Source organism: Vibrio sp. bablab_jr001, from assembly GCF_016464285.1.
Taxonomy (GTDB): domain Bacteria; phylum Pseudomonadota; class Gammaproteobacteria; order Enterobacterales; family Vibrionaceae; genus Vibrio; species Vibrio fluvialis.
On record NZ_JACDWZ010000041.1, the window covers coordinates 107,530 to 125,296 of the forward strand.

Annotated in this window: 20 protein-coding genes; 7 read left to right on the forward strand and 13 right to left on the reverse strand. The window is 49.1% G+C overall.

The genetic code is table 11. The features are described 5' to 3' along the window. The first annotated feature begins 1 nt into the window (after window position 1). Window positions 2–523: an NlpC/P60 family protein gene (locus JIG40_RS06460; protein ID WP_172567045.1), complete on the forward strand. Its 522-nt coding sequence runs from the start codon at window positions 2–4 to the stop codon at window positions 521–523. Here the strand turns inward: JIG40_RS06460 and JIG40_RS06465 are convergent. Beyond that, on the reverse strand, window positions 520–861 hold the full coding sequence (locus tag JIG40_RS06465; protein ID WP_020331033.1) for a DUF3802 family protein: 342 nt from the start codon (window positions 859–861) through the stop codon (window positions 520–522). The two genes, JIG40_RS06460 and JIG40_RS06465, sit on opposite strands and share 4 nt — an antisense overlap. 396 nt (window positions 862–1,257) lie before the next feature. Here JIG40_RS06465 and JIG40_RS06470 point away from each other — a divergent pair, with 396 nt between their 5' ends. Together JIG40_RS06470 and JIG40_RS06475 are read left to right on the forward strand one after the other, a co-directional pair. After that, on the forward strand, window positions 1,258–2,124 hold the full coding sequence (locus JIG40_RS06470) for a fructosamine kinase family protein (protein WP_020331032.1): 867 nt from the start codon (window positions 1,258–1,260) through the stop codon (window positions 2,122–2,124). Window positions 2,125–2,290: 166 nt separating this feature from the next. After that, window positions 2,291–2,494, forward strand: coding sequence for a CPXCG motif-containing cysteine-rich protein (locus tag JIG40_RS06475; protein ID WP_020331031.1), 204 nt, complete (start codon window positions 2,291–2,293; stop codon window positions 2,492–2,494). Between the two features lie 28 nt (window positions 2,495–2,522). Here the strand turns inward: JIG40_RS06475 and JIG40_RS06480 are convergent, their stop codons facing one another. Next, window positions 2,523–3,134, reverse strand: coding sequence for a riboflavin synthase subunit alpha (locus JIG40_RS06480; RefSeq protein WP_199465000.1), 612 nt, complete (start codon window positions 3,132–3,134; stop codon window positions 2,523–2,525). Window positions 3,135–3,248: 114 nt separating this feature from the next. Between JIG40_RS06480 and JIG40_RS06485 the strand changes: the two genes are divergently transcribed. Further along, the gene (locus JIG40_RS06485; RefSeq protein WP_020331029.1) at window positions 3,249–4,619 is read left to right on the forward strand and encodes an MATE family efflux transporter; all 1,371 of its coding nucleotides are present in this window, start codon (window positions 3,249–3,251) and stop codon (window positions 4,617–4,619) included. Window positions 4,620–4,714: 95 nt separating this feature from the next. Continuing rightward, window positions 4,715–5,686 carry a DUF3080 domain-containing protein gene (locus JIG40_RS06490; RefSeq protein WP_199465044.1) on the forward strand — a complete coding sequence of 324 codons (972 nt, stop codon included), beginning with the start codon at window positions 4,715–4,717 and terminating at the stop codon, window positions 5,684–5,686. Here JIG40_RS06490 and JIG40_RS06495 read toward each other — a convergent pair. From JIG40_RS06495 to JIG40_RS06535, 9 genes are all read right to left on the reverse strand, one after another. Then, the gene (locus JIG40_RS06495) at window positions 5,680–6,528 is read right to left on the reverse strand and encodes a DNA ligase (RefSeq protein ID WP_020331027.1); all 849 of its coding nucleotides are present in this window, start codon (window positions 6,526–6,528) and stop codon (window positions 5,680–5,682) included. The genes JIG40_RS06490 and JIG40_RS06495 overlap by 7 nt on opposite strands. 243 nt (window positions 6,529–6,771) lie before the next feature. Continuing rightward, entirely contained in the window at window positions 6,772–7,608 is an 837-nt protein-coding gene (locus tag JIG40_RS06500; RefSeq protein WP_020331026.1) for a patatin family protein, read from the reverse strand. A 103-nt stretch (window positions 7,609–7,711) separates the two neighbouring features. After that, a complete protein-coding gene (locus tag JIG40_RS06505; protein WP_199465001.1) occupies window positions 7,712–8,479 on the reverse strand; it encodes a siderophore ferric iron reductase in 768 nt (255 codons plus the stop codon). Between the two features lie 195 nt (window positions 8,480–8,674). Further along, entirely contained in the window at window positions 8,675–9,850 is a 1,176-nt protein-coding gene (locus JIG40_RS06510; RefSeq protein WP_199465002.1) for a tetratricopeptide repeat protein, read from the reverse strand. After that, entirely contained in the window at window positions 9,850–10,470 is a 621-nt protein-coding gene (locus tag JIG40_RS06515; protein WP_020431075.1) for an energy transducer TonB, read from the reverse strand. Before JIG40_RS06515 ends, JIG40_RS06510 begins: the two co-directional genes overlap by 1 nt. After that, window positions 10,470–10,874, reverse strand: a complete 405-nt coding sequence (locus JIG40_RS06520; protein ID WP_020331021.1) for a biopolymer transporter ExbD — start codon at window positions 10,872–10,874, stop codon at window positions 10,470–10,472. Before JIG40_RS06520 ends, JIG40_RS06515 begins: the two co-directional genes overlap by 1 nt. Beyond that, window positions 10,871–11,416, reverse strand: coding sequence for a MotA/TolQ/ExbB proton channel family protein (locus JIG40_RS06525; RefSeq protein WP_020331020.1), 546 nt, complete (start codon window positions 11,414–11,416; stop codon window positions 10,871–10,873). Before JIG40_RS06525 ends, JIG40_RS06520 begins: the two co-directional genes overlap by 4 nt. A gap of 9 nt (window positions 11,417–11,425) precedes the next feature. Next, window positions 11,426–12,793, reverse strand: a complete 1,368-nt coding sequence (locus JIG40_RS06530) for a MotA/TolQ/ExbB proton channel family protein (protein ID WP_199465045.1) — start codon at window positions 12,791–12,793, stop codon at window positions 11,426–11,428. Further along, window positions 12,793–13,560, reverse strand: coding sequence for a DUF3450 domain-containing protein (locus tag JIG40_RS06535; RefSeq protein ID WP_172465290.1), 768 nt, complete (start codon window positions 13,558–13,560; stop codon window positions 12,793–12,795). The genes JIG40_RS06530 and JIG40_RS06535 overlap by 1 nt, the downstream gene beginning before the upstream one ends. Before the next feature lie 175 nt (window positions 13,561–13,735). On the opposite strand from JIG40_RS06535, the gene JIG40_RS06540 reads away from it, so the two are divergent. Beyond that, the gene (locus tag JIG40_RS06540; protein ID WP_199465003.1) at window positions 13,736–14,263 is read left to right on the forward strand and encodes a lipocalin family protein; all 528 of its coding nucleotides are present in this window, start codon (window positions 13,736–13,738) and stop codon (window positions 14,261–14,263) included. Here the strand turns inward: JIG40_RS06540 and JIG40_RS06545 are convergent. Continuing rightward, window positions 14,228–15,013, reverse strand: a complete 786-nt coding sequence (locus tag JIG40_RS06545; RefSeq protein WP_199465004.1) for an MBL fold metallo-hydrolase — start codon at window positions 15,011–15,013, stop codon at window positions 14,228–14,230. The genes JIG40_RS06540 and JIG40_RS06545 overlap by 36 nt on opposite strands. A gap of 113 nt (window positions 15,014–15,126) precedes the next feature. Next, entirely contained in the window at window positions 15,127–16,080 is a 954-nt protein-coding gene (locus JIG40_RS06550) for an L-lactate dehydrogenase (RefSeq protein ID WP_199465005.1), read from the reverse strand. Between the two features lie 322 nt (window positions 16,081–16,402). On the opposite strand from JIG40_RS06550, the gene JIG40_RS06555 reads away from it, so the two are divergent. Continuing rightward, the gene (locus JIG40_RS06555; protein ID WP_172570761.1) at window positions 16,403–17,695 is read left to right on the forward strand and encodes an extracellular solute-binding protein; all 1,293 of its coding nucleotides are present in this window, start codon (window positions 16,403–16,405) and stop codon (window positions 17,693–17,695) included. Window positions 17,696–17,767 lie beyond the last annotated feature (72 nt).

Below are 17,767 nucleotides of genomic sequence, written 5' to 3' on the forward strand. Positions count from 1 at the left end.
GATGATGAGAAATCGCATTCCCTATCTGATTATATTGCTGGTTTTGGCCGGTTGTTCGTCAGTGCCGCAAGAGCAGGCAGAACCCGATACCGCCGTTTCGGTGCCAGAGAGTTTGACGCCATTTGAGCAAACCGAAGAGCGTAAAGAGATTGCGTTTTTTGATATTTATAACCAGTGGCAAGGTGTGCCTTACCAATTGGGCGGAAATACAAAACGTGGCGTGGACTGTTCGGCGTTTGTGCAAATTGCTTACCGCGAAGCCTGGCAGCAGCCTTTGCCGCGTACAACATCGTCACAGAGCCAGGTTGGCAATGCGATTAAGTACAAACAGGCAAAATATGGAGACTTGGTGTTCTTCAAGACATCACGAACGACGCAACATGTCGGGGTCTATCTGGGCAATAAACTTTTTATGCATGCATCGACATCTAAAGGCGTGATAATTTCGAGATTGGATAACCCGTACTGGGCATCTAAGTTCTGGCAATTCAGGCGGATTGAAGATCCGCCCGTTGTCAATTAATCGTACTTGCTGACTGCTGAATCAAACAGGTTTTTTACCAGCGCAATATACTCATCCAGAAAAACGATTTGATCGTTTGTCGCTGGTTTACCCCATACACCTGCCAACACTTCACCGAGATCTTCTACAACAGAATCGGCTTCTTTCAATAACTGAAAACGTACGCTGGAGTGAAGCTCTGGGTTTTGCTCAAAGATAGCCATGATGTTGCTGGCGACCATATCCGTTACGACGTCTTCGACACTCTCTTTGCCAGTGTCGCCTTCGCGCGTAAAGATATCCATGTTCATTGCCAGATGTTCAATCAGAGCCAAATAACCATCGGTTTCTACAACCACTTTTCTTCTCCGCTATACCGCTTTGTGCCAGACACGACGTTACCTTGTGTAATACTAAGCCATGTGTCCGTTTTTTCACAGTTTCTTACCGAGGATAATTACCTCAGAACCTTGCCTAATATCAAGAGACGGACACATTTTGGCGAATCGATAACAGGACGTTGAGTCTTAGAAAGGCTCAATATTGCATTACAAGGCGACATTATTGCACCGGATCGTTATTGTGCGGAGATAACTTGCTGAAATGAGTTCTCGTATTTTTGATAAAAGTCACATTTATATGCATTTGTAGGAATGAGTCAGTAAGTGAATGAAATTCTGTGCATTCGTGGTCTGAAATATTGGCAATGATCGCCTAAACTTGCATACAACGACGTACGGGGATGGAGCAACACTATGTGGCAAGCGATCGCTCAACAGCTCTCAGATACTCTGATGTTTCAATACGACATCACAGAAAAGACGAAGATCAATGGTGGAGACATTCATGAGTGTTACATGATCTCCGATGGTAGCGAACGGTATTTCATCAAGCTCAACCAGCGTGAGTTTCTGCCTCAGTATGAGTTAGAGGCGGAAAATCTGCGCATGATGCGTGAAAGCTCCACGGTGTTTGTTCCGGAGCTTATTCTGGTGGGTACCAGTAAAAGCCACGCGTTTATCATCCTCAATTACCTCCCCACTAAGCCATTGGACGATGCGGCCAACAGCTTTAAATTTGGTGTTCAACTGGCGCAACTTCATCAGTGGGGGGATCAAAAAGAGTACGGGTTCGATGTCGATAACTACATCGGTAACATTGTTCAGCCCAATCAGTGGACCAAAAAATGGAACCACTTTTTTGCTGAACAGCGTATCGGCTGGCAGTTGCAGTTGCTGAAAGAGAAAGGCATTGAGATGGTCAACATCGATGAATTTGTCGAGTTGGTCAAACAGCGCCTTGCCAACCACACGCCTCGCCCATCCCTGCTGCACGGCGATTTGTGGCATGGCAATGTGGCTAACTCAGCGTTCGGTCCGATTTGTTATGATCCGGCTTGCTACTGGGGTGATCGCGAGTGTGATATCGCCATGACGGAGCTGTTTGGTGGCTTCCAACCCGATTTTTACCAGGGTTATGAGAGCGTCATGCCACTGGATTTCAACTACGGTGAACGCAAGGACATTTACAACCTGTATCACATCCTCAATCACTACAATCACTTTGGTGGTCATTATTTGGCTGAGGCGGATAGTTTAATTAAAAAAATTCTTTCGTTTTAACAGGTTAGACTGAGTTTTTTGACACATTTTGTGACGTTAAAGGGTTCCGGATTAGGAACCCTTTATTCGTTTTATGCCTTGCCTCAAGTTTTGTACTTAATTTATCTCTTTAACTAACTTCACGGCTTACTATTAATTCATCTCCCACAGATGTAAGGAAAGCGAGATGAAAGAATTCACTGAAAAAACGGTTCTATGCCCGCATTGTGGCCATTCCATCCGTATTACTCTGGACTCTTCCAACGGTAGCCAGGAGTTTTATGACGATTGCCCTGCATGTTGCCATGCGATTCATCTCAATATGATGGTCGATGAGCAGCAGGACACCATCGAACTTTATGTCGATGCGGATGATGAACAGATCTTCTGATAAAAAAAGAGCGCCTAAGCGCTCTTTTTTATGCCTCTCGCGCGGCGAGAACACGTTCTACGGTGTCGACTATCGCCTGAGTTTGCGGGTCGAACTCGACGTTCACGTGGTCACCCATCTGTTTGTTGCCAAACAGCGTACGCTGCATTGTTTCTGGAATGAGATGGACGTTAAAGCGGTTGGCTTTGACTTCGCCGATAGTCAGCGAGCAGCCGTCTAAACCGATAAAGCCTTTGGCCAGCACGTATTTCATATGTTGCGGTGGCAGTTCAAACCAGATAGTACGGTTGTTCGGGGTGTCAATCACATCCACAATGGTTGCCATCTGGCTGATATGGCCAGACATACTGTGCCCGCCAATTTCATCACCAAATTTTGCTGCACGCTCGATGTTGACCAAATCTCCGGCTGCGAGTTCACCAAGATTGGTCAGGCGCAACGTTTCCTGCATTAAATCGAACGAAACCTGAGTGCCGTCGATTTTCGTTACCGTCAGACAACAGCCGTTGTGCGCGACAGATGCGCCAATGGACAAACCCTGCCCCAACGCTTCAGGCAGTTCAAGTACGTGAGTCTGGAATTTTTCTTTCTTTTTGATGGTCACAACTTTTGCTGTGCCTTGCACAATACCTGTAAACATTTTGTGATTCCGGCAGTTTTTCGTGGAGCTTAGTGTGACATTTCTTTATCATTCACTCCAGCATCAAAATTTGCTTTTGGTGCTCTCTTGCAGTTATTCCTTCCGGAGAAATTCGTGCACCGTTATAAAAAAGAAGCGTCTAATTTAATTAAGTTAGCCACGCCAGTCCTGATTGCATCTGTTGCTCAGACGGGTATGGGTTTTGTCGACACCATTATGGCTGGTGGCGTGAGCGCTATCGACATGGCAGCTGTGTCTATCGCGGCCAGCATTTGGCTGCCTTCTATCCTGTTCGGTATCGGATTATTGATGGCGCTGGTACCTGTGGTTGCTCAGCTTAATGGCTCTGGCAGGCAGCATAAAATTCCGTTTGAAATTCATCAAGGTGGTGCATTAGCGCTGTTGGTGTCGGTACCCATTATCGTGGTGCTGTTGCAGACTGAATCTATCCTTGGATTGATGAAAGTCGAGCCGCTGATGCAGGAAAAATCGATTGGCTACATGCACGCGATGGTGTTTGCGGTACCTGCATTTTTACTGTTCCAGACACTGCGCAGCTTTACCGACGGCATGTCGTTGACTAAACCTGCAATGGTAATTGGTTTCCTGGGCTTGCTGTGCAACATTCCGCTCAACTGGATCTTTGTTTACGGTAAATTTGGCGCGCCAGCACTAGGCGGCGTCGGGTGTGGTGTCGCGACCATGATCGTCTACTGGATGATGTTTTTGATGCTGCTGTTCTATGTGGTGACATCAAACCGTTTGGCGCACATCAAATTGTTTGAAACGTTCCACAAACCACAACTAAAAGCCCAGGTGCGCTTGTTCCGTCTTGGTTTCCCGGTTGCTGCTGCCCTTTTCTTTGAAGTTACCTTGTTTGCAGTAGTTGCGCTGATGGTAGCGCCGCTCGGTTCACTGGTTGTCGCTGCGCATCAGGTTGCACTTAACTTTTCGTCTCTGGTGTTCATGTTGCCCATGAGTATCGGTGCGGCCGTGTCGATTCGTGTCGGACATACTCTGGGTGAGAAAGATTTCCGCGGCGCGGCTATTTCCTCGAACGTTGGTCTGATGTTGGGTGTCGGCACCGCCGTGGTGACGGCGGCCCTGACCGTTTTGTTCCGAGAGCACGTATCAATGTTGTACACCGAAAATATGGCAGTGGTGAGCATGGCAATGAGCCTGCTGATTTTTGCTGCGATTTATCAGGTGGTGGATGCGGTTCAGGTCATCGCTGCAGGCGCTCTGCGCGGTTACAAAGATATGGCTGCAATTTTTAACCGAACCTTTATCGCGTACTGGATTCTGGGTCTGCCTTCGGGGTACATCCTGGGTATGACCGACTTAATTGTTGAACCGATGGGCGCCAAAGGATTCTGGATCGGCTTTATTATCGGTTTGAGCTCGGCGGCCTTGATGTTGGGGCTGCGCCTGCGCTGGGTACACAAGCAAGATGACGAAATGCAGATGCACTTTGCCTCTCGCTAAGCGAATGGTTTACAAAGGCCCGCATTGAGCTGGCCTTTTTTCTATGCTGAATAAAAGAAGACGGAGGTGATGTGCGCTATTGGCTAATCGGCTTGATGACACTGTTTATCGCAGGCTGCGATCTCTCGCGGGCGCCTGTTGAGCGTGATTTTGCCGATTACATTCAGCGTATCGCCAATGTTCAAGATGCTGAACTTGTTGCTCTACCCACTACGCAAAACCAAATCCTGCCTGAAAAGCGGGAACTGGCCATCACATTGGAATCGTTGACTATCGGCCTGCTTGATAGTTACGAACTGCGTAAATGTGCGTTATTTTCTCTCATCGCAGAACGCAACTCGGTACTGGGAAAGGTGCAAGATGAGTTTCGCCGTTTTGATTATGAAGTAACGCTGCTGCAGGGGCTGACCCGCTGTATTGCTGACCAGGATATTTCACCCAAGCTGCGCCAGCAGCTCACAGAGATTGAAGCGGTTAAGCAGCAGGAACTGCCCGCATATTGGTATAACCTGCTTTACACCAGCGATGCGATGCGCAAGCAATTGACAGGCCACGAATGGCTTCAAGGTAGCTGGGATGTGACTCAATTCGAAGAAGCACTCGCAGCCTTTGCCACGATTGACAACGCCATCAGTCAGCAGCAACTGGCGCTCACGTTACCAGCCATTACGCCGTATCAGGAGGTACTGGAAAAACAGCCGTTACTGGGTCAGTTGAAATTTTCGCTCGATAACTCGGCACAGTGGCTTTCGGCGGCTACCGCTCAGCTCACCACTTACGATGCGGCCATCATCTGTGGGGCTAACCGAAATCAGACCAAACTCAATTACCTGCGTAATGTCTTTCAGTCGATATACGTCGAAACTCTGCAACCTTACCTTGCCAGAATTGACAGTATTTACCTGCAACTAGAACCCAACTTGGTGCCTTTCTCAAAGCGTGATCAGGGAGCATATTCATTTACGATTGTGCAAAGCCACCAAGCATTTCGTCACGCAATTAAACAGCACATGCAATATTGGCAAGCGCTGTTTCAACGCTGTTCTGTGGCTGTCGGCAATCAATAAATTTCTCTCACTCGTACAAAGCGGGCAAATCGTGGTTTGCCTTCGGCGGTGAGCCCGTTATAGCGGTACGTGATGAGGCTGCCAATTTCAGGTGGGTTCAGGCGCTGCTCGTCGGAAAAACCAGTGCCGACATAAAACTCTGTCCCTTCATCGGTTCGAACCAACACAGACCCCATCAGGCCTTTGTATTTACCGTTGCCGATTTTGTACCCCACGACTCTGGCTTCCGCATCCTGATGTTTTTTGAGTTTGAGCAGATCATTGCTGCGCCCTGCCTGGTATCGCGCGGTAACTTTGCGCAGCATAATACCTTCACCATTCTCATTAACCAGCGTATCCAGATAGCGCAGCAATTCCTGCTCTGATAACACAGGCGTGTGTTCAATGTATTTGATGTGTTTGGAAGAAGCGGAATCAACCACATGGATCAAATTGTAATAGCGTTTGGTGTAATCACCGGCGGCATCGGGCATATCAAACAGCATGAAATCGATCTTGCGCCACGCCTCATCCGACGGCGTATGATCGAGAACCGTCTGCTGAACCAGTGCAAAGTGTCCGCGTCCCGCCCAAAGTTCTCCTTCCAGTGCATAATCCGGCAGCGGATCGGTGAACCACCGCGGAGCGTAGATGGGATTGCCATTACGAGTCAGGAGTTGTTTGCCATTCCAGATGGCTCGAATACCATCGAGTTTTTCACTCTGCCAGTATTCATAGATGTTGATGCCGTCGTGGTATTCGTTCGCCTGAGCGACAGGTACAAAAGCAAGGGGATTGGCCAACGCGGCCGAATGCTGCGTTGTGAGTAAAGCCGCAGCAATGAGAGTCAGTTTAAGTTGCATGAGCACGTCCTAGTGATCGGTTACGTGCTCTATTGTGAAAAGGTTATTCCGAGATACCAAAAGCGTGAGTAAGACATTGCGAGAACATTCAAGTTTTCTCTTCTCGAATGAAATTGGGCAGTGTCACAACCCGCGATCGGTATCAAACTTCTTCATCGTAAGTGTTAGCTAAACCAGCCAAAACATCTTGGTAAGTATCGATTTCACACACAAAAACGATCATTTTTTCTATAAAATTCATCGCTATTCTCCTAGTGTTTGCACATGATCACGACCAGCTTTGATGCCCATTTGATAGCCCAAATCCAGCAGTGGTTTTTTCATCGTTAAGCGTTTAACGGCAAAGTTTTCCGGTGGCGCTATGACGCGAATGGTTGCGTCTTTTGGCGGATGACGAATAAATTCCAGTGAGCCATTGTATTTTTCAGCGCGGTGAATGATGGAGTTTGCCACGTGAGGATGACGTGCAAACAGTCGTTTCATCATCCATTCACTTTTGGGCTTTGCCATTTGATAACTCAGTGGATGTGACAAAATCACCGTAATATCACGCGCTCCGCGTCGGTAAGCTTCTTTGACCGGAATCGAATCCGCAATACCGCCATCGGTGTAACAACCGCCGGAAAAACACGGCATCTGTTTATAAACCAACGGCAATGCAGAACTCGCTTCTATTGCGGTCACAAAGTTATCTTTAGTCACCCGGTAGTAATCGGCTTTGCCCGTTTCCACGTTGGTCGCTGCCGCGTAAAACGGTACTGAGGAAAACAGGCGCTCTTCATCGACTGGATAGATACGGTTGGCTTCATCAAGCAGCCAGCGTACATCCACCAGACTGCCCCCGCGCAAGAAGCGTCCTGGATTGTAAAAATCTTTACTGGTTGCCAGATTGGTAATGACCTGATAACTGCGCAGAGGTTGATGAGATAAATAACCGACAAGATTGGACGCCCCGGCAGACACACCCATGACGAAATCATAAGGGCGGTAGTTAAAGTCCATGAAGGAATCCAACACTCCGCTGGCAAAAATGCCGCGCATCGCTCCACCTTCGACGACCAGTGCTGTTTTCTCTGCCATCTGCGTTCTCCTCTTATCGTTTGAATGAGATCAGAATAGGCCTAAGAACGCCATACGCCAAATGGGTTTTGGTTATTAATCAGATAGGTATCTTATATGTAACTTAATGAACAAGGGTTAACTCAATGGCCAGTTCTTGTTTATTTGCTGCGGCTCGTGGGCAATCGACACACACTGAACGGCCATGACATTTATAAACCAGACAACAACTGCTGCGTATCAGTTTGAGCTGTTGAGTTTCGGGATCGAGCTTGAGACTTGCCAGATGTTTTTCCGGCAGTTCAAAGGCATCCAGCCACAAGCGGGCCTGAGTCAGGATTTGAGCGTTGGAATAATGCGGACGCAATTGTTGAAGTCGCACCAGGCAACTAAGCAGCATGTCGGCGAGCAAATGTTGGGTAAAACCTGGGCGAATACGGACAAATTGGTTCATCGCCTCGCGGTACTGTTCAAACAGCGTATTGAGTTGCTGCGCAGCTTGATAGATGAGCTGAGTCCGTTTGCCTGTTTGCCATTCATGCGGCTCGAAACTGAACCCAGCAACAAACATCGGGCGGCGATACTGAGCAAGGCGGGTAAAATCCGGAAGCGCTTTTTGTGTGTATACCGACAAAAACGACAGATAAACCGGCTGCCAGCATAGTAGACCCCACGTGCGTGTTAACCAATACGCCTGCCCGGCTTCCGGCGTCGCGGCTTTAAGTTCTTCATAAAGCGACGCGAATACTTCCCCATTATTTCGAGTCAGCGCGATAACGTCTTCGTTGCCCTGCGCTGTGCCGACACGACCATCAAGGTATGGCGTAATTTGCTGAGCATAATGAAAAAGAGATTCAAAAGCTGCCTGACTCTGCATGCTGACCTGATGCATGGGTGCGGTTTATCCTGTAATGCGGCTAAGACCTAAAGAATACAAAGAACCATTATCATTTGCAAACTAATGCTATTTGCAAATCAATATTATTTACCTTTATTACAATGCCACCTTATCGAATATTTCCGTACTCGTACCGCCATAAAAAAAGACCTCACTAAGAGGTCTTTTTAATGCAATATCGCGCGGTGTTCAGGATGTTTGACGCGTCTGGATCTCACGCAGTTGTGTGAGGTATTTGATCCAGCCTTTGGCTTCATCCGATGGCTCAAGATTATTTGATTTCTTCGCCTGAATCAGCGCCTCTTCCAGTTGATTGAGCTTGTAAAGCGCAAGAGTGCGTGCAAGTGCAACCTGAGGTTGACGATCCTTCTCCTGTACTTTATCCAGTTCGGCCAGTGCCGAGCGGTACTGACCTTGTTGGTTGAGAAGCTGCGCGACGTTCCAGTGGTATTTACGATCGAATTTGGCGGCCAGCGTCCAGGTTTCAATCGCGCGATCCCACTCTTTGGCACGCTGCCAGTAAAACGCACGCTCGGTGATGAGTTGAATGTCTGAGTCAGCCTCATCCAGCAGTTCAATCACTCGCGCTGCCCGCTCTGGAACGCCGTTTTGCGCATAAAGCTGTGCCAGGAGACGCAAATCGTGCTGGCTTAGCTCAATCCCCTGAAGTTTGGCTAGCCCAAGGCTGCTAAGCGCATCTTTTTTCTGTCCGGTGCGCAGTTCCAGACTTACCAACTGTAACCACCAGTTGCCCTTCTCTGGCTCCAGAGCTATCAAGCGCTTAAGTGTCGGGATAGCCGCTTTCCACTGTTCCAGTTGTAACTGAGCCCCGAGCTTCACTGACAACGGTGACACTTCATCCGGTCGTTTAAAGCTTTCATAGCGAGCGATCGCATCAAGAGATTTTTGCCACTGCTGCGCCTGATAATGAATCTGTCCGATACGCAGCCACAGCTCATACACTTTCTGATCTTTCGGCGCTGATTTCACCAGCTCATAGTAGTGTGGCAGGGCTTGCTTGTACTGGTGGTCCATTAAAAGCAGGTCTGCCAGCATACGACGCGTCGTCCAACCCTGATCGTCCGCCAGTTCACCACTAGTGACAGCGTCACTCAAAGATTGAATGGCGGGTTTGAGCTGTTCGTTTTGCCAATAAAACACGCCGAGCATGCGCGCAAAGTACGCTTTGTCGTAAGCGCGAGATACATCGGAGTTTTTCAGCGTACTGATGGCGTCGTTTAGCTTGCCGTCTTGTGCCAATTGGTTCGCTTTCATGGCTTTATTAGCCGCGTACTGGCTAAGCTCCGCGGCCATGGCGAACGATGTTGAGCTCATCAGCAGTAGACAGACGATTAATCGTTTCATCATTTGGCTAGTTTAAACTCCAATTTTACGGTTTGACCCGGCTGAGAAACCGCATTGCCATCCAACAATTTCGGTTGGTATTTCCAGTTTCTCAGCGCATGCATCGCTTCACGTTCAAACATGCGGCGCGGGTTCGCATCGACAACTTCAATATCGGTCGGGCGACCAGTTTCATCAATGGTAAATTTTAGGACCACGTAACCTTCCACACCACGTTTCAGGGCACGAGGCGGATAGCTGGGTTCAATACGATAGAGCGGCAGCGCCTGCTGGTTTACGCCAAAGTCACCAAATGTCGGCGCACTGATTTCAATGCCGTTGATTGCGGTATCCAACCCCAAAGACGGTACGCTGGTTGGCGACACGGTATTGCTGGCAGCAGTTTGTTGCTGCGACACTGGTGTTTCCGGTGGCTGTTCCGGTGCTTTCGGTTGCTCCGGAACACTACGCTGGCGCCGTTGAACATCTTGTTCCTGCTCCACCATCACCATGTTGAAGCTCAACGACTGCCCTTGTTTGGGCGCGCGCATACCGTCGTTGTTGACCATCCATGCCATAAAGGCAAACAACCCAATCGAGATGCTTGCGGCAAATGGCATGGCTAACAATAGACGCCCCATCAGCGTTTCTCCGCAGCCAGCGCGATGTTCTTCACACCTGCCCCTTTCGCAGCATCCATCACTTTTACGACGGTGCCGTTATAAGCATGCTCGTCAGCCTGAATCACCAGTGATGCGTCAGGTTGTTCCAGTAACAAGTGCTCCAGCGTCGCTTGAACGCGTTCTACGTCAACCTGACGTTTATCGATATAGATGTCGTTGGCTGAGGTGATGGCCACAAAAATGCCCGCATCTTTCTGCGCCACCACGTTGGCGGCTGATGGACGATTTACTTCCACACCGGACTCACGCACAAACGAGCTGGTCACGATGAAGAAGATCAACATGATGAATACGATATCCAGCATTGAGGTGAGGTCGATTTGCGCCTCTTCTTGTTTCGACTGACGTCGACCGAGTCTCATCGTTGACTCCTTAACGATTTTTCTAATTTCAGTTCAAACAGGCGACAGGTTTTAGCCAGACGCGCGTGCACGAACATACCGGCCAGAGCCGCGACCATGCCTGCCATGGTAGGCAGAGTCGCAAGAGAGATGCCTGACGCCATTAATTTAGGATTGCTGCTGCCTTGGGTTGCCATTACGTCAAACACCGAGATCATCCCGGTGACCGTGCCAAGCAGTCCGAGCATCGGACAAATGGCGACCAGTACTTTGATGACATTGAGGTTTTGGGTCAGCGCGATATGCGCCTGACCAATCCAGCCCTCGCGAATGGCGTGCGCGTGCCACGATTGGTGATCGTTACGGGCATGCCACTGTTCAACCCACTGCTTACGTTGTTTCGGAAAAGTGAACGCGAGATAAATCACGCGCTCAACCACCAACAGCCAACATAGAGCGACGACCGCAGCCAGCCACCAAAGCACTGTTCCACCCTGAGCCATAAACTCAGACAGTGGCAAAAACAGATTTTTCAGTGAAAACAACCAGTCTGCTTGGTTCATCTTAATTCCTTACGCTGCGTTACCAACAACACGAGAAGCGGGTGTGATACCACATTCGCGTTCAGCTTCTTCCGCAACCAGACCAATACCCTGCTTCTCGAGAATATTGCGAATGTTCTCGGCTTGCGTGCTGAGGATGTTGTGCGCCAGCAGCAGTGGCATGGCCGCCACAAGGCCAAGCACAGTAGTCACCAGTGCCATCGAGATACCGCCCGCCATCACTTTTGGATCGCCGTTACCAAACTGAGTGATCACCTGGAAGGTTTCAATCATCCCGGTCACCGTACCGAGCAGACCCAGCATCGGTGCCAGTGCAGCCAGCAGCTTCAGCATCGACAAGCCTTTTTCCAGACCCGTTTGTTCATCCACGACCGCTTCAAGCAGACGCAGTTCCAGTGCTTCAACGCTACGATTCTGCTCTTTGTTGTACACAGAGAGAATACGACCCAGCGGGTTGTTACCCGGTTGATTTGGTGTTTTCAGCTGCGCTTGAATTTTCTGACGTGCAATCGCCAGCACGATGCCGCGATAAACGCCGATAATCAGGCCAACGGCCAGCAGCACCAGAATGATCTTACCAATCACGCCACCCGCTTCCAGACGCTGTTGCAGTGTCGGAGCTTGAGCCAATTGCTCTAGCAGCGTGCCACGTGATGGATCCAGTACCACAGCAGCCGTGTCACCCTGTTCGATAGACGCTAGAGAAGACGATGTCGGGCCATTGTCTGGTTGCTTTTGATACGCGATGGCGTCTTTACGCGCGTTGTTCCAGTTGACGTAACCTTGCTCAGTCACCAGGCCCAGCGCACCAATGCGGGTCGCGGAAGTTGTTTGTGTGCGACCTTCACCGTCAATAAACGCAATATCGTGCGTGCTGATTTCGCCACTGGCGTGGATTTGCTCATCCATCGCATGCCACAGACCAATCAACTGTTTCATCGAAGGTAAAGATTTTGCCGCGACGATGTCATCGATGACCGATGCGTATTGCTGACGGTCAACACCTGTGACGGAGTTTTCCAGCTCCGCACGAATCTCTTTCGCGTTTTGACGCACTACGCCAAAAATTTCGCCCAAACTGCCGGTTTCTAAACGCAGTTTTTCTTCCAGACGCGCCAGATTGTTTTCGTTTTTGCTGAACTGAGCAGAGAGCTTGTCCGCTTCGGCTTGCAAAGCGTTACGTTTGGCAACCAGCGCGGCTTTTTCTGCTTTCAGTTCTTGTTCTGTTTTTTTGAAATCCACTTCGCGCTTCACGTTGTGCGTCTGCTCTGTGCGGTTTTCAGTTTTTGCTTGTTGAACGAGATCCGTTGCTGCAAAGGTTGGCGCAGTCAGAATCAGGCTCAGCCCCATCACAGAGACAAGTTTATTCAATGTCATCATTTTGCCTCCGCTTTAGTCAGGGATACAGGAAGAGTCAGGAGTGTTGGCGCAATCTGTTGGTTTGCCAGATTAAAGGCAGTATCCAGATCGGCCTTGTTGCCACTCTCTACAGACAGCCATTGCTGCTGCTTTTGATCCCAAGACCAGTACTTGGTCGCATTCAGGTTACGAGCAATCAATGCTACTCGGCCTAAATACAGGATATCCGCCTCTACAGCGTCATTATCCGCCAGTTGGATTTTGTCCTGATAGATGCCCAGTTTCGAACCGTAGTCCATTTCAATTTGATACGCTTCAAGGATACGACGGTATTTCTCGGCATCGCTGACATCAGCGCGTGGCATCAGCGCTTTAAGTTTCTCAATACGATCTTCACGAGCGGTCAGACGAATCGGTTTATCCTGACTCAGATTGGTTTGCAGTCCGTCAATCATCTGGTACATCAGCGGCACAATGCCTTGACGAGTCTGGTTGATTTCGACGATTTGCTGTTGAAGACTGGAGATCTCGCTTTCCTGACTGACCACCAGTGACGCCAGGTGATCTCGGTACACGGCAAGGTTTTTGACCTCTTCGCTCAGTTGTTCAATCTCAGATTGCAGCTCCATCGCGGCGGCCGAGCTTTTATCGATCGTGCGCTGACTAGAAGCAGAGGCTGCATTAGTTTGGGTCTGAATGGCTTTCGCATCGTCCAGTGTATTGGCATAAGCTGGAAGCATGGTCGCTGCTGAAAGCAGTACAAGGCTAGGTTTTAAAAGGTTCATCATCGTAATCATTTACCGCGTGAGAATGCGAATATGTTATTGATAAAAGCTCTCATTATCAACTAAGTTTGCCATTCTAGCCGCTTTTCTTGCTGGCGACAATCGTGGGGTGAAGAATGATCGCATAAGCTCGGTGTTACGTATGCCCTTTCGTCTTGATAAAAAGGATAGTGTTATGAAATTGTTGAAGTTTAATGTGTTTGTCTTGTTGGCAATGTTGCTGGGCGGCTGTACCGGAACACCGGAGAAAGTGACGCCCGTAGGCAGTTTTGAGCTCAATCGTTATTTAGGGACCTGGTACGAAATCGCTCGGCTTGACCACAGTTTCGAACGCGGTTTGAACCAAATCAGCGCCACCTATTCACTCAATGACGACGGCAGCGTCAAGGTCATCAATCGGGGCTGGAATGAAGAGGCACAGCAATGGCAGGAAGCGGAAGGCAAAGCCAAATTTGTCGAATCACCGTATATCGCTCACTTAAAAGTGTCGTTCTTTGGCCCGTTTTATGGCAGCTACGTGGTGTTTGATTTGAAAGATGATTACTCACTGGCGCTAGTCAGCGGCTACAACACCGACTATCTATGGCTGCTGTCACGCACACCGACCATTACCGATAGTGAGTTGCAAGCCGCCATCAAAAAAGCGCAGGCGGCGGGCTTTGATACCTCAAAGCTGATTTTTCCGCTCCAGAAAGCCAAATAGCCATATTGATTTCATCACACTTTTGGCTTTCAGTTTGGTCACCCGCCAGTGTGTTGTCGGGCGAACGGGTGTGGTGTCAATCAGATGTTGATACGCCGCTTCATCAAAGGGAATGTCTTTACCATGAGCGAGCAATAATGTGTTAGGTGCAAGGTCCAGTACGCGCTTGACGGAGAGGCGATACTGATTCGGATAGAAGATGGGAAAGGGAGAAATCAGCCGTTTCTTCACTTCCACAATCAAATCTGCCACATACAAGATACCCTGCTGGGGATGGTAAACCGATAAATCGCGATCGGTATGTCCCGGTGTTTCCAGCACCTGCCAATCTTCAAACCCCGGAATCACGTCGCCGTCACACAAACGAATGTCTGCTCGCAGCTTACGGGCGAACCACAAACGGCGCTTCGGACAGCGCAAGCGGTTTGCCATCCAGTGCGCTAACGCTAAATCGGTCAGGTACATTAACACGCCATCCCAGCCCTGATACCAATGGTTCGTTTTGTTAGCAGAAACGATTTTGCACCCGGTCAGTTCGCGCAGTTTATGCGCACCACCGGCATGATCCGGATGCATGTGGGTAACGACCACCGCTTTTAAGTCGCGGAATGGGCGCTCAAGTGTCTTTTCAATGAATGCCTGAATCACGGGCACATCGGCACGGCTGGCACCATCAAGCAACAGCAGTTTATCCGGGTATTCGGCGAGATAGATGTTTTGGATATAACCTTTAAGAGTATGTAATTTCACGCGTTTCCTTCGCTGGTCTGTCCACTCCTTGGATTAAAGTAAGCATAGCACTACCGGCGGCTCTGGCACGTAAAAAACGAAAACGGGCGAGTAAAAACACTCGCCCGATCAAATTAGTAGCTAAATCCTGTCGATTTGGCGACGTTTATCATGTTTTCCCGCAAGTTATCTGCGATTGATTTCAGGGTCTGCATTTCATCATCGGTAAACGGATGAATCAGGATTTTCTCCACCCCGTTGCGTCCCACCACGGCTGGCAAACTCAGCACCACATCTTTCAGACCATACTCTCCGCGTAGCAGAGTACCGACTGGCAGCACCGAATGTTCGTTGATGGTCACCGCCTGAATAATACGAAATACACTGGCCGCGATACCGTGCGTGGTGTTGTTTTTACGTTTGAAAATTTCATAGCCTGCCTGTTTGACGGACTCAAGCAGCTCATCGGCGTCAATCCGGTCAAGATGGTTCGCATCGCAGTAATAGTCTGCGGCTTGTCCAGCGATACTGATTAAACTTTTGGGCGTAAAACAGTGGCTACCGTGTTCGCCCAGCACATAGCCAAACACATTTTTTGGATCGAGATTGACGCGTTGGGCAACGATGGTCATCAAACGCGCGGTATCCACCACGCAACCTGCCGAGATCACCTGGCCCGGACTGTAACCGGTGTTGGCGACAATGCTGTGCGTGACAATGTCACAGGGGTTGGTCACCACAATCAGTACTGCTTTAGGTGCCACGCGTTCGATTTTCTTGGCGATATCAACGCCAATTTTGCTATTGATTTCAGCCAAATCCATCCTTGACTGGCCTTGCTGAATTTGCGCGCCAGCGGTGATTACCACAATATCTGCGCCGATCAGCTCCAGATAATCGTCCGTGGGTACGATGCGGGTATTTTTAGAAAACGTCAGCGCCGCCGTATGGCGAAAATCGAACACTTCACCTTCTGCGCGAGCAACATCCCGGTCCAATAAAATCAGTTCACTGACGCTGCCTAAGGTCAACAGGTAGTTACAGATCCCTACCCCAACAGCGCCTGCACCTATCACACCTATTTTCATTTTCTTTCCCTGATAAAAACGACAATAACTTCAACTGATGTTACTAATGTTAGCAATCTTTGTTCCAATTTTATTTTGTATTTTTCTCATAATCTGGCGTTTTGGACTGAGATATTGCGCTTTGTTAGGTCATTTGAATGATTACTTGCGCCATAACTGTGCAATCGTCCGATGAACCACAGAATGTGATTTTGCTCAATCGATCCATAAATCTTTCATAAGAATGAAATTTAACGTCCACGGATGTGAAACATTTTTTCGCCACCATGGCGTCAAACGAAACAAGAACAGTCTCGTTCGAAACTCAACAAGGGAAAACACAATGAACAAGCTATGGTTAGCGGGTCTGCTGTCAGCAACCTTTTCAGGATCAAGTTTAGCGGCAACAGAAATTACCTGGTGGCACGCCATGGGTGGTCAGCTAGGCGAAACCGTGAACAAGATTGCGTCAGATTTCAACGCGTCACAGAACGACTACAAAATCACTCCCGTTTATAAAGGTGAGTACACCGAAACATTGACGGCCGGTATCGCGGCATTTCGTGCGGGTCAGTCGCCAAACATTCTTCAGGTGTTTGATGCCGGTGCAGCAACCATCATGAACGCGCCGGGTGTGGCAAAACCCGTACAAGACATCATGATCGATGCGGGCTATTCGTTTAACTCCAAAGATTATCTGGCAGGTGTGCGTAACTTTTATGCCGACAACAACGGCAAAATGGTGGGCATGCCATTCAACTCTTCAACGCCCGTGTTGTACTACAACAAAGACATTCTGAACAAAGTGGATGGCGATGCGCCAAAAACGTATGAGCAGCTTGAAGCACTGGCGGCAAAGCTGAAATCCAAAGGTTACGTGGCATTTTCTCAATCACACACACCTTGGATCATGTTTGAGAACTTCAAATCTCGCCATGATTTGCCCCTCTCTGACCACAAGAACGGCTATGAATCACTCTCTTCTAAGCTGATGTTCAACACCAAAGACATGGTGATGCATTTCAAGAAACTCAAAGAGTGGTCGGACAAAGGTTACTTCAAGTACTACGGCAGTAACTGGGATGCAAACCAGACGCCATTTGAACGTCAGGAAGTGGCGATGTGGATGGGCTCTTCGGGTTCCTTCGGCGGCCTGCGTAACCGCGTGAAGTTTAACTTGGGCACGACTTACCTGCCTTACTGGCAATCTCTGAACGCCAAAGGCACACACACGTTCATCGGCGGTGCGGCGCTGTTTGCACTTAATGGTCATCCTAAAGCGGAAGACAAAGCGGTCGCGGCCTTCTTTGCTTACCTGACCCGCCCGGAAGTACAAATGTACTGGCACGAAACCACAGGTTACGTTCCCGTCACTAACGCAGCCTATGACATGACCAAAGCGTCAGGTTACTACACCAAGCAACCGGACGCGGAAGTGGGCGTGAAACAGCTGAGCCTGGCATCGGGTGAATGGACCAAAGGCTACCGCCTGGGTTACTACCCGCAGATTCGTGAAGTGATGCACCGTGAGTTCGACAACATTTTCGCTGGCCGCTCTTCGGTTGAAGAGAGTCTGAATAAAGTCGAAGACGAAAGTGAAAAACTGCTGAATCGCTTTGCACGCACCGTGCAATAACGCGCTCGCCTGCTTACCTGAGTAAGCAGGCTTTCTTTTTGATGCTGTTTTCGCTTGCGCGAAAAGTAGCTA

Excerpts from the sequence above, each read along its gene's own strand:
- JIG40_RS06460 (WP_172567045.1), top strand. The coding sequence starts at position 2 with ATGATGAGAAATCGCATTCCCTATCTGATTATATTGCTGGTTTTGGCC.
- JIG40_RS06470 (WP_020331032.1), top strand. The coding sequence starts at position 1,258 with ATGTGGCAAGCGATCGCTCAACAGCTCTCAGATACTCTGATGTTTCAA.
- JIG40_RS06475 (WP_020331031.1), top strand. The coding sequence starts at position 2,291 with ATGAAAGAATTCACTGAAAAAACGGTTCTATGCCCGCATTGTGGCCAT.
- JIG40_RS06480 (WP_199465000.1), bottom strand. The coding sequence starts at position 3,134 with ATGTTTACAGGTATTGTGCAAGGCACAGCAAAAGTTGTGACCATCAAA.
- JIG40_RS06490 (WP_199465044.1), top strand. The coding sequence starts at position 4,715 with ATGACACTGTTTATCGCAGGCTGCGATCTCTCGCGGGCGCCTGTTGAG.
- JIG40_RS06495 (WP_020331027.1), bottom strand. The coding sequence starts at position 6,528 with ATGCAACTTAAACTGACTCTCATTGCTGCGGCTTTACTCACAACGCAG.
- JIG40_RS06500 (WP_020331026.1), bottom strand. The coding sequence starts at position 7,608 with ATGGCAGAGAAAACAGCACTGGTCGTCGAAGGTGGAGCGATGCGCGGC.
- JIG40_RS06505 (WP_199465001.1), bottom strand. The coding sequence starts at position 8,479 with ATGCATCAGGTCAGCATGCAGAGTCAGGCAGCTTTTGAATCTCTTTTT.
- JIG40_RS06510 (WP_199465002.1), bottom strand. The coding sequence starts at position 9,850 with ATGAAACGATTAATCGTCTGTCTACTGCTGATGAGCTCAACATCGTTC.
- JIG40_RS06515 (WP_020431075.1), bottom strand. The coding sequence starts at position 10,470 with ATGGGGCGTCTATTGTTAGCCATGCCATTTGCCGCAAGCATCTCGATT.
- JIG40_RS06520 (WP_020331021.1), bottom strand. The coding sequence starts at position 10,874 with ATGAGACTCGGTCGACGTCAGTCGAAACAAGAAGAGGCGCAAATCGAC.
- JIG40_RS06525 (WP_020331020.1), bottom strand. The coding sequence starts at position 11,416 with ATGAACCAAGCAGACTGGTTGTTTTCACTGAAAAATCTGTTTTTGCCA.
- JIG40_RS06530 (WP_199465045.1), bottom strand. The coding sequence starts at position 12,793 with ATGACATTGAATAAACTTGTCTCTGTGATGGGGCTGAGCCTGATTCTG.
- JIG40_RS06535 (WP_172465290.1), bottom strand. The coding sequence starts at position 13,560 with ATGAACCTTTTAAAACCTAGCCTTGTACTGCTTTCAGCAGCGACCATG.
- JIG40_RS06540 (WP_199465003.1), top strand. The coding sequence starts at position 13,736 with ATGAAATTGTTGAAGTTTAATGTGTTTGTCTTGTTGGCAATGTTGCTG.
- JIG40_RS06550 (WP_199465005.1), bottom strand. The coding sequence starts at position 16,080 with ATGAAAATAGGTGTGATAGGTGCAGGCGCTGTTGGGGTAGGGATCTGT.
- JIG40_RS06555 (WP_172570761.1), top strand. The coding sequence starts at position 16,403 with ATGAACAAGCTATGGTTAGCGGGTCTGCTGTCAGCAACCTTTTCAGGA.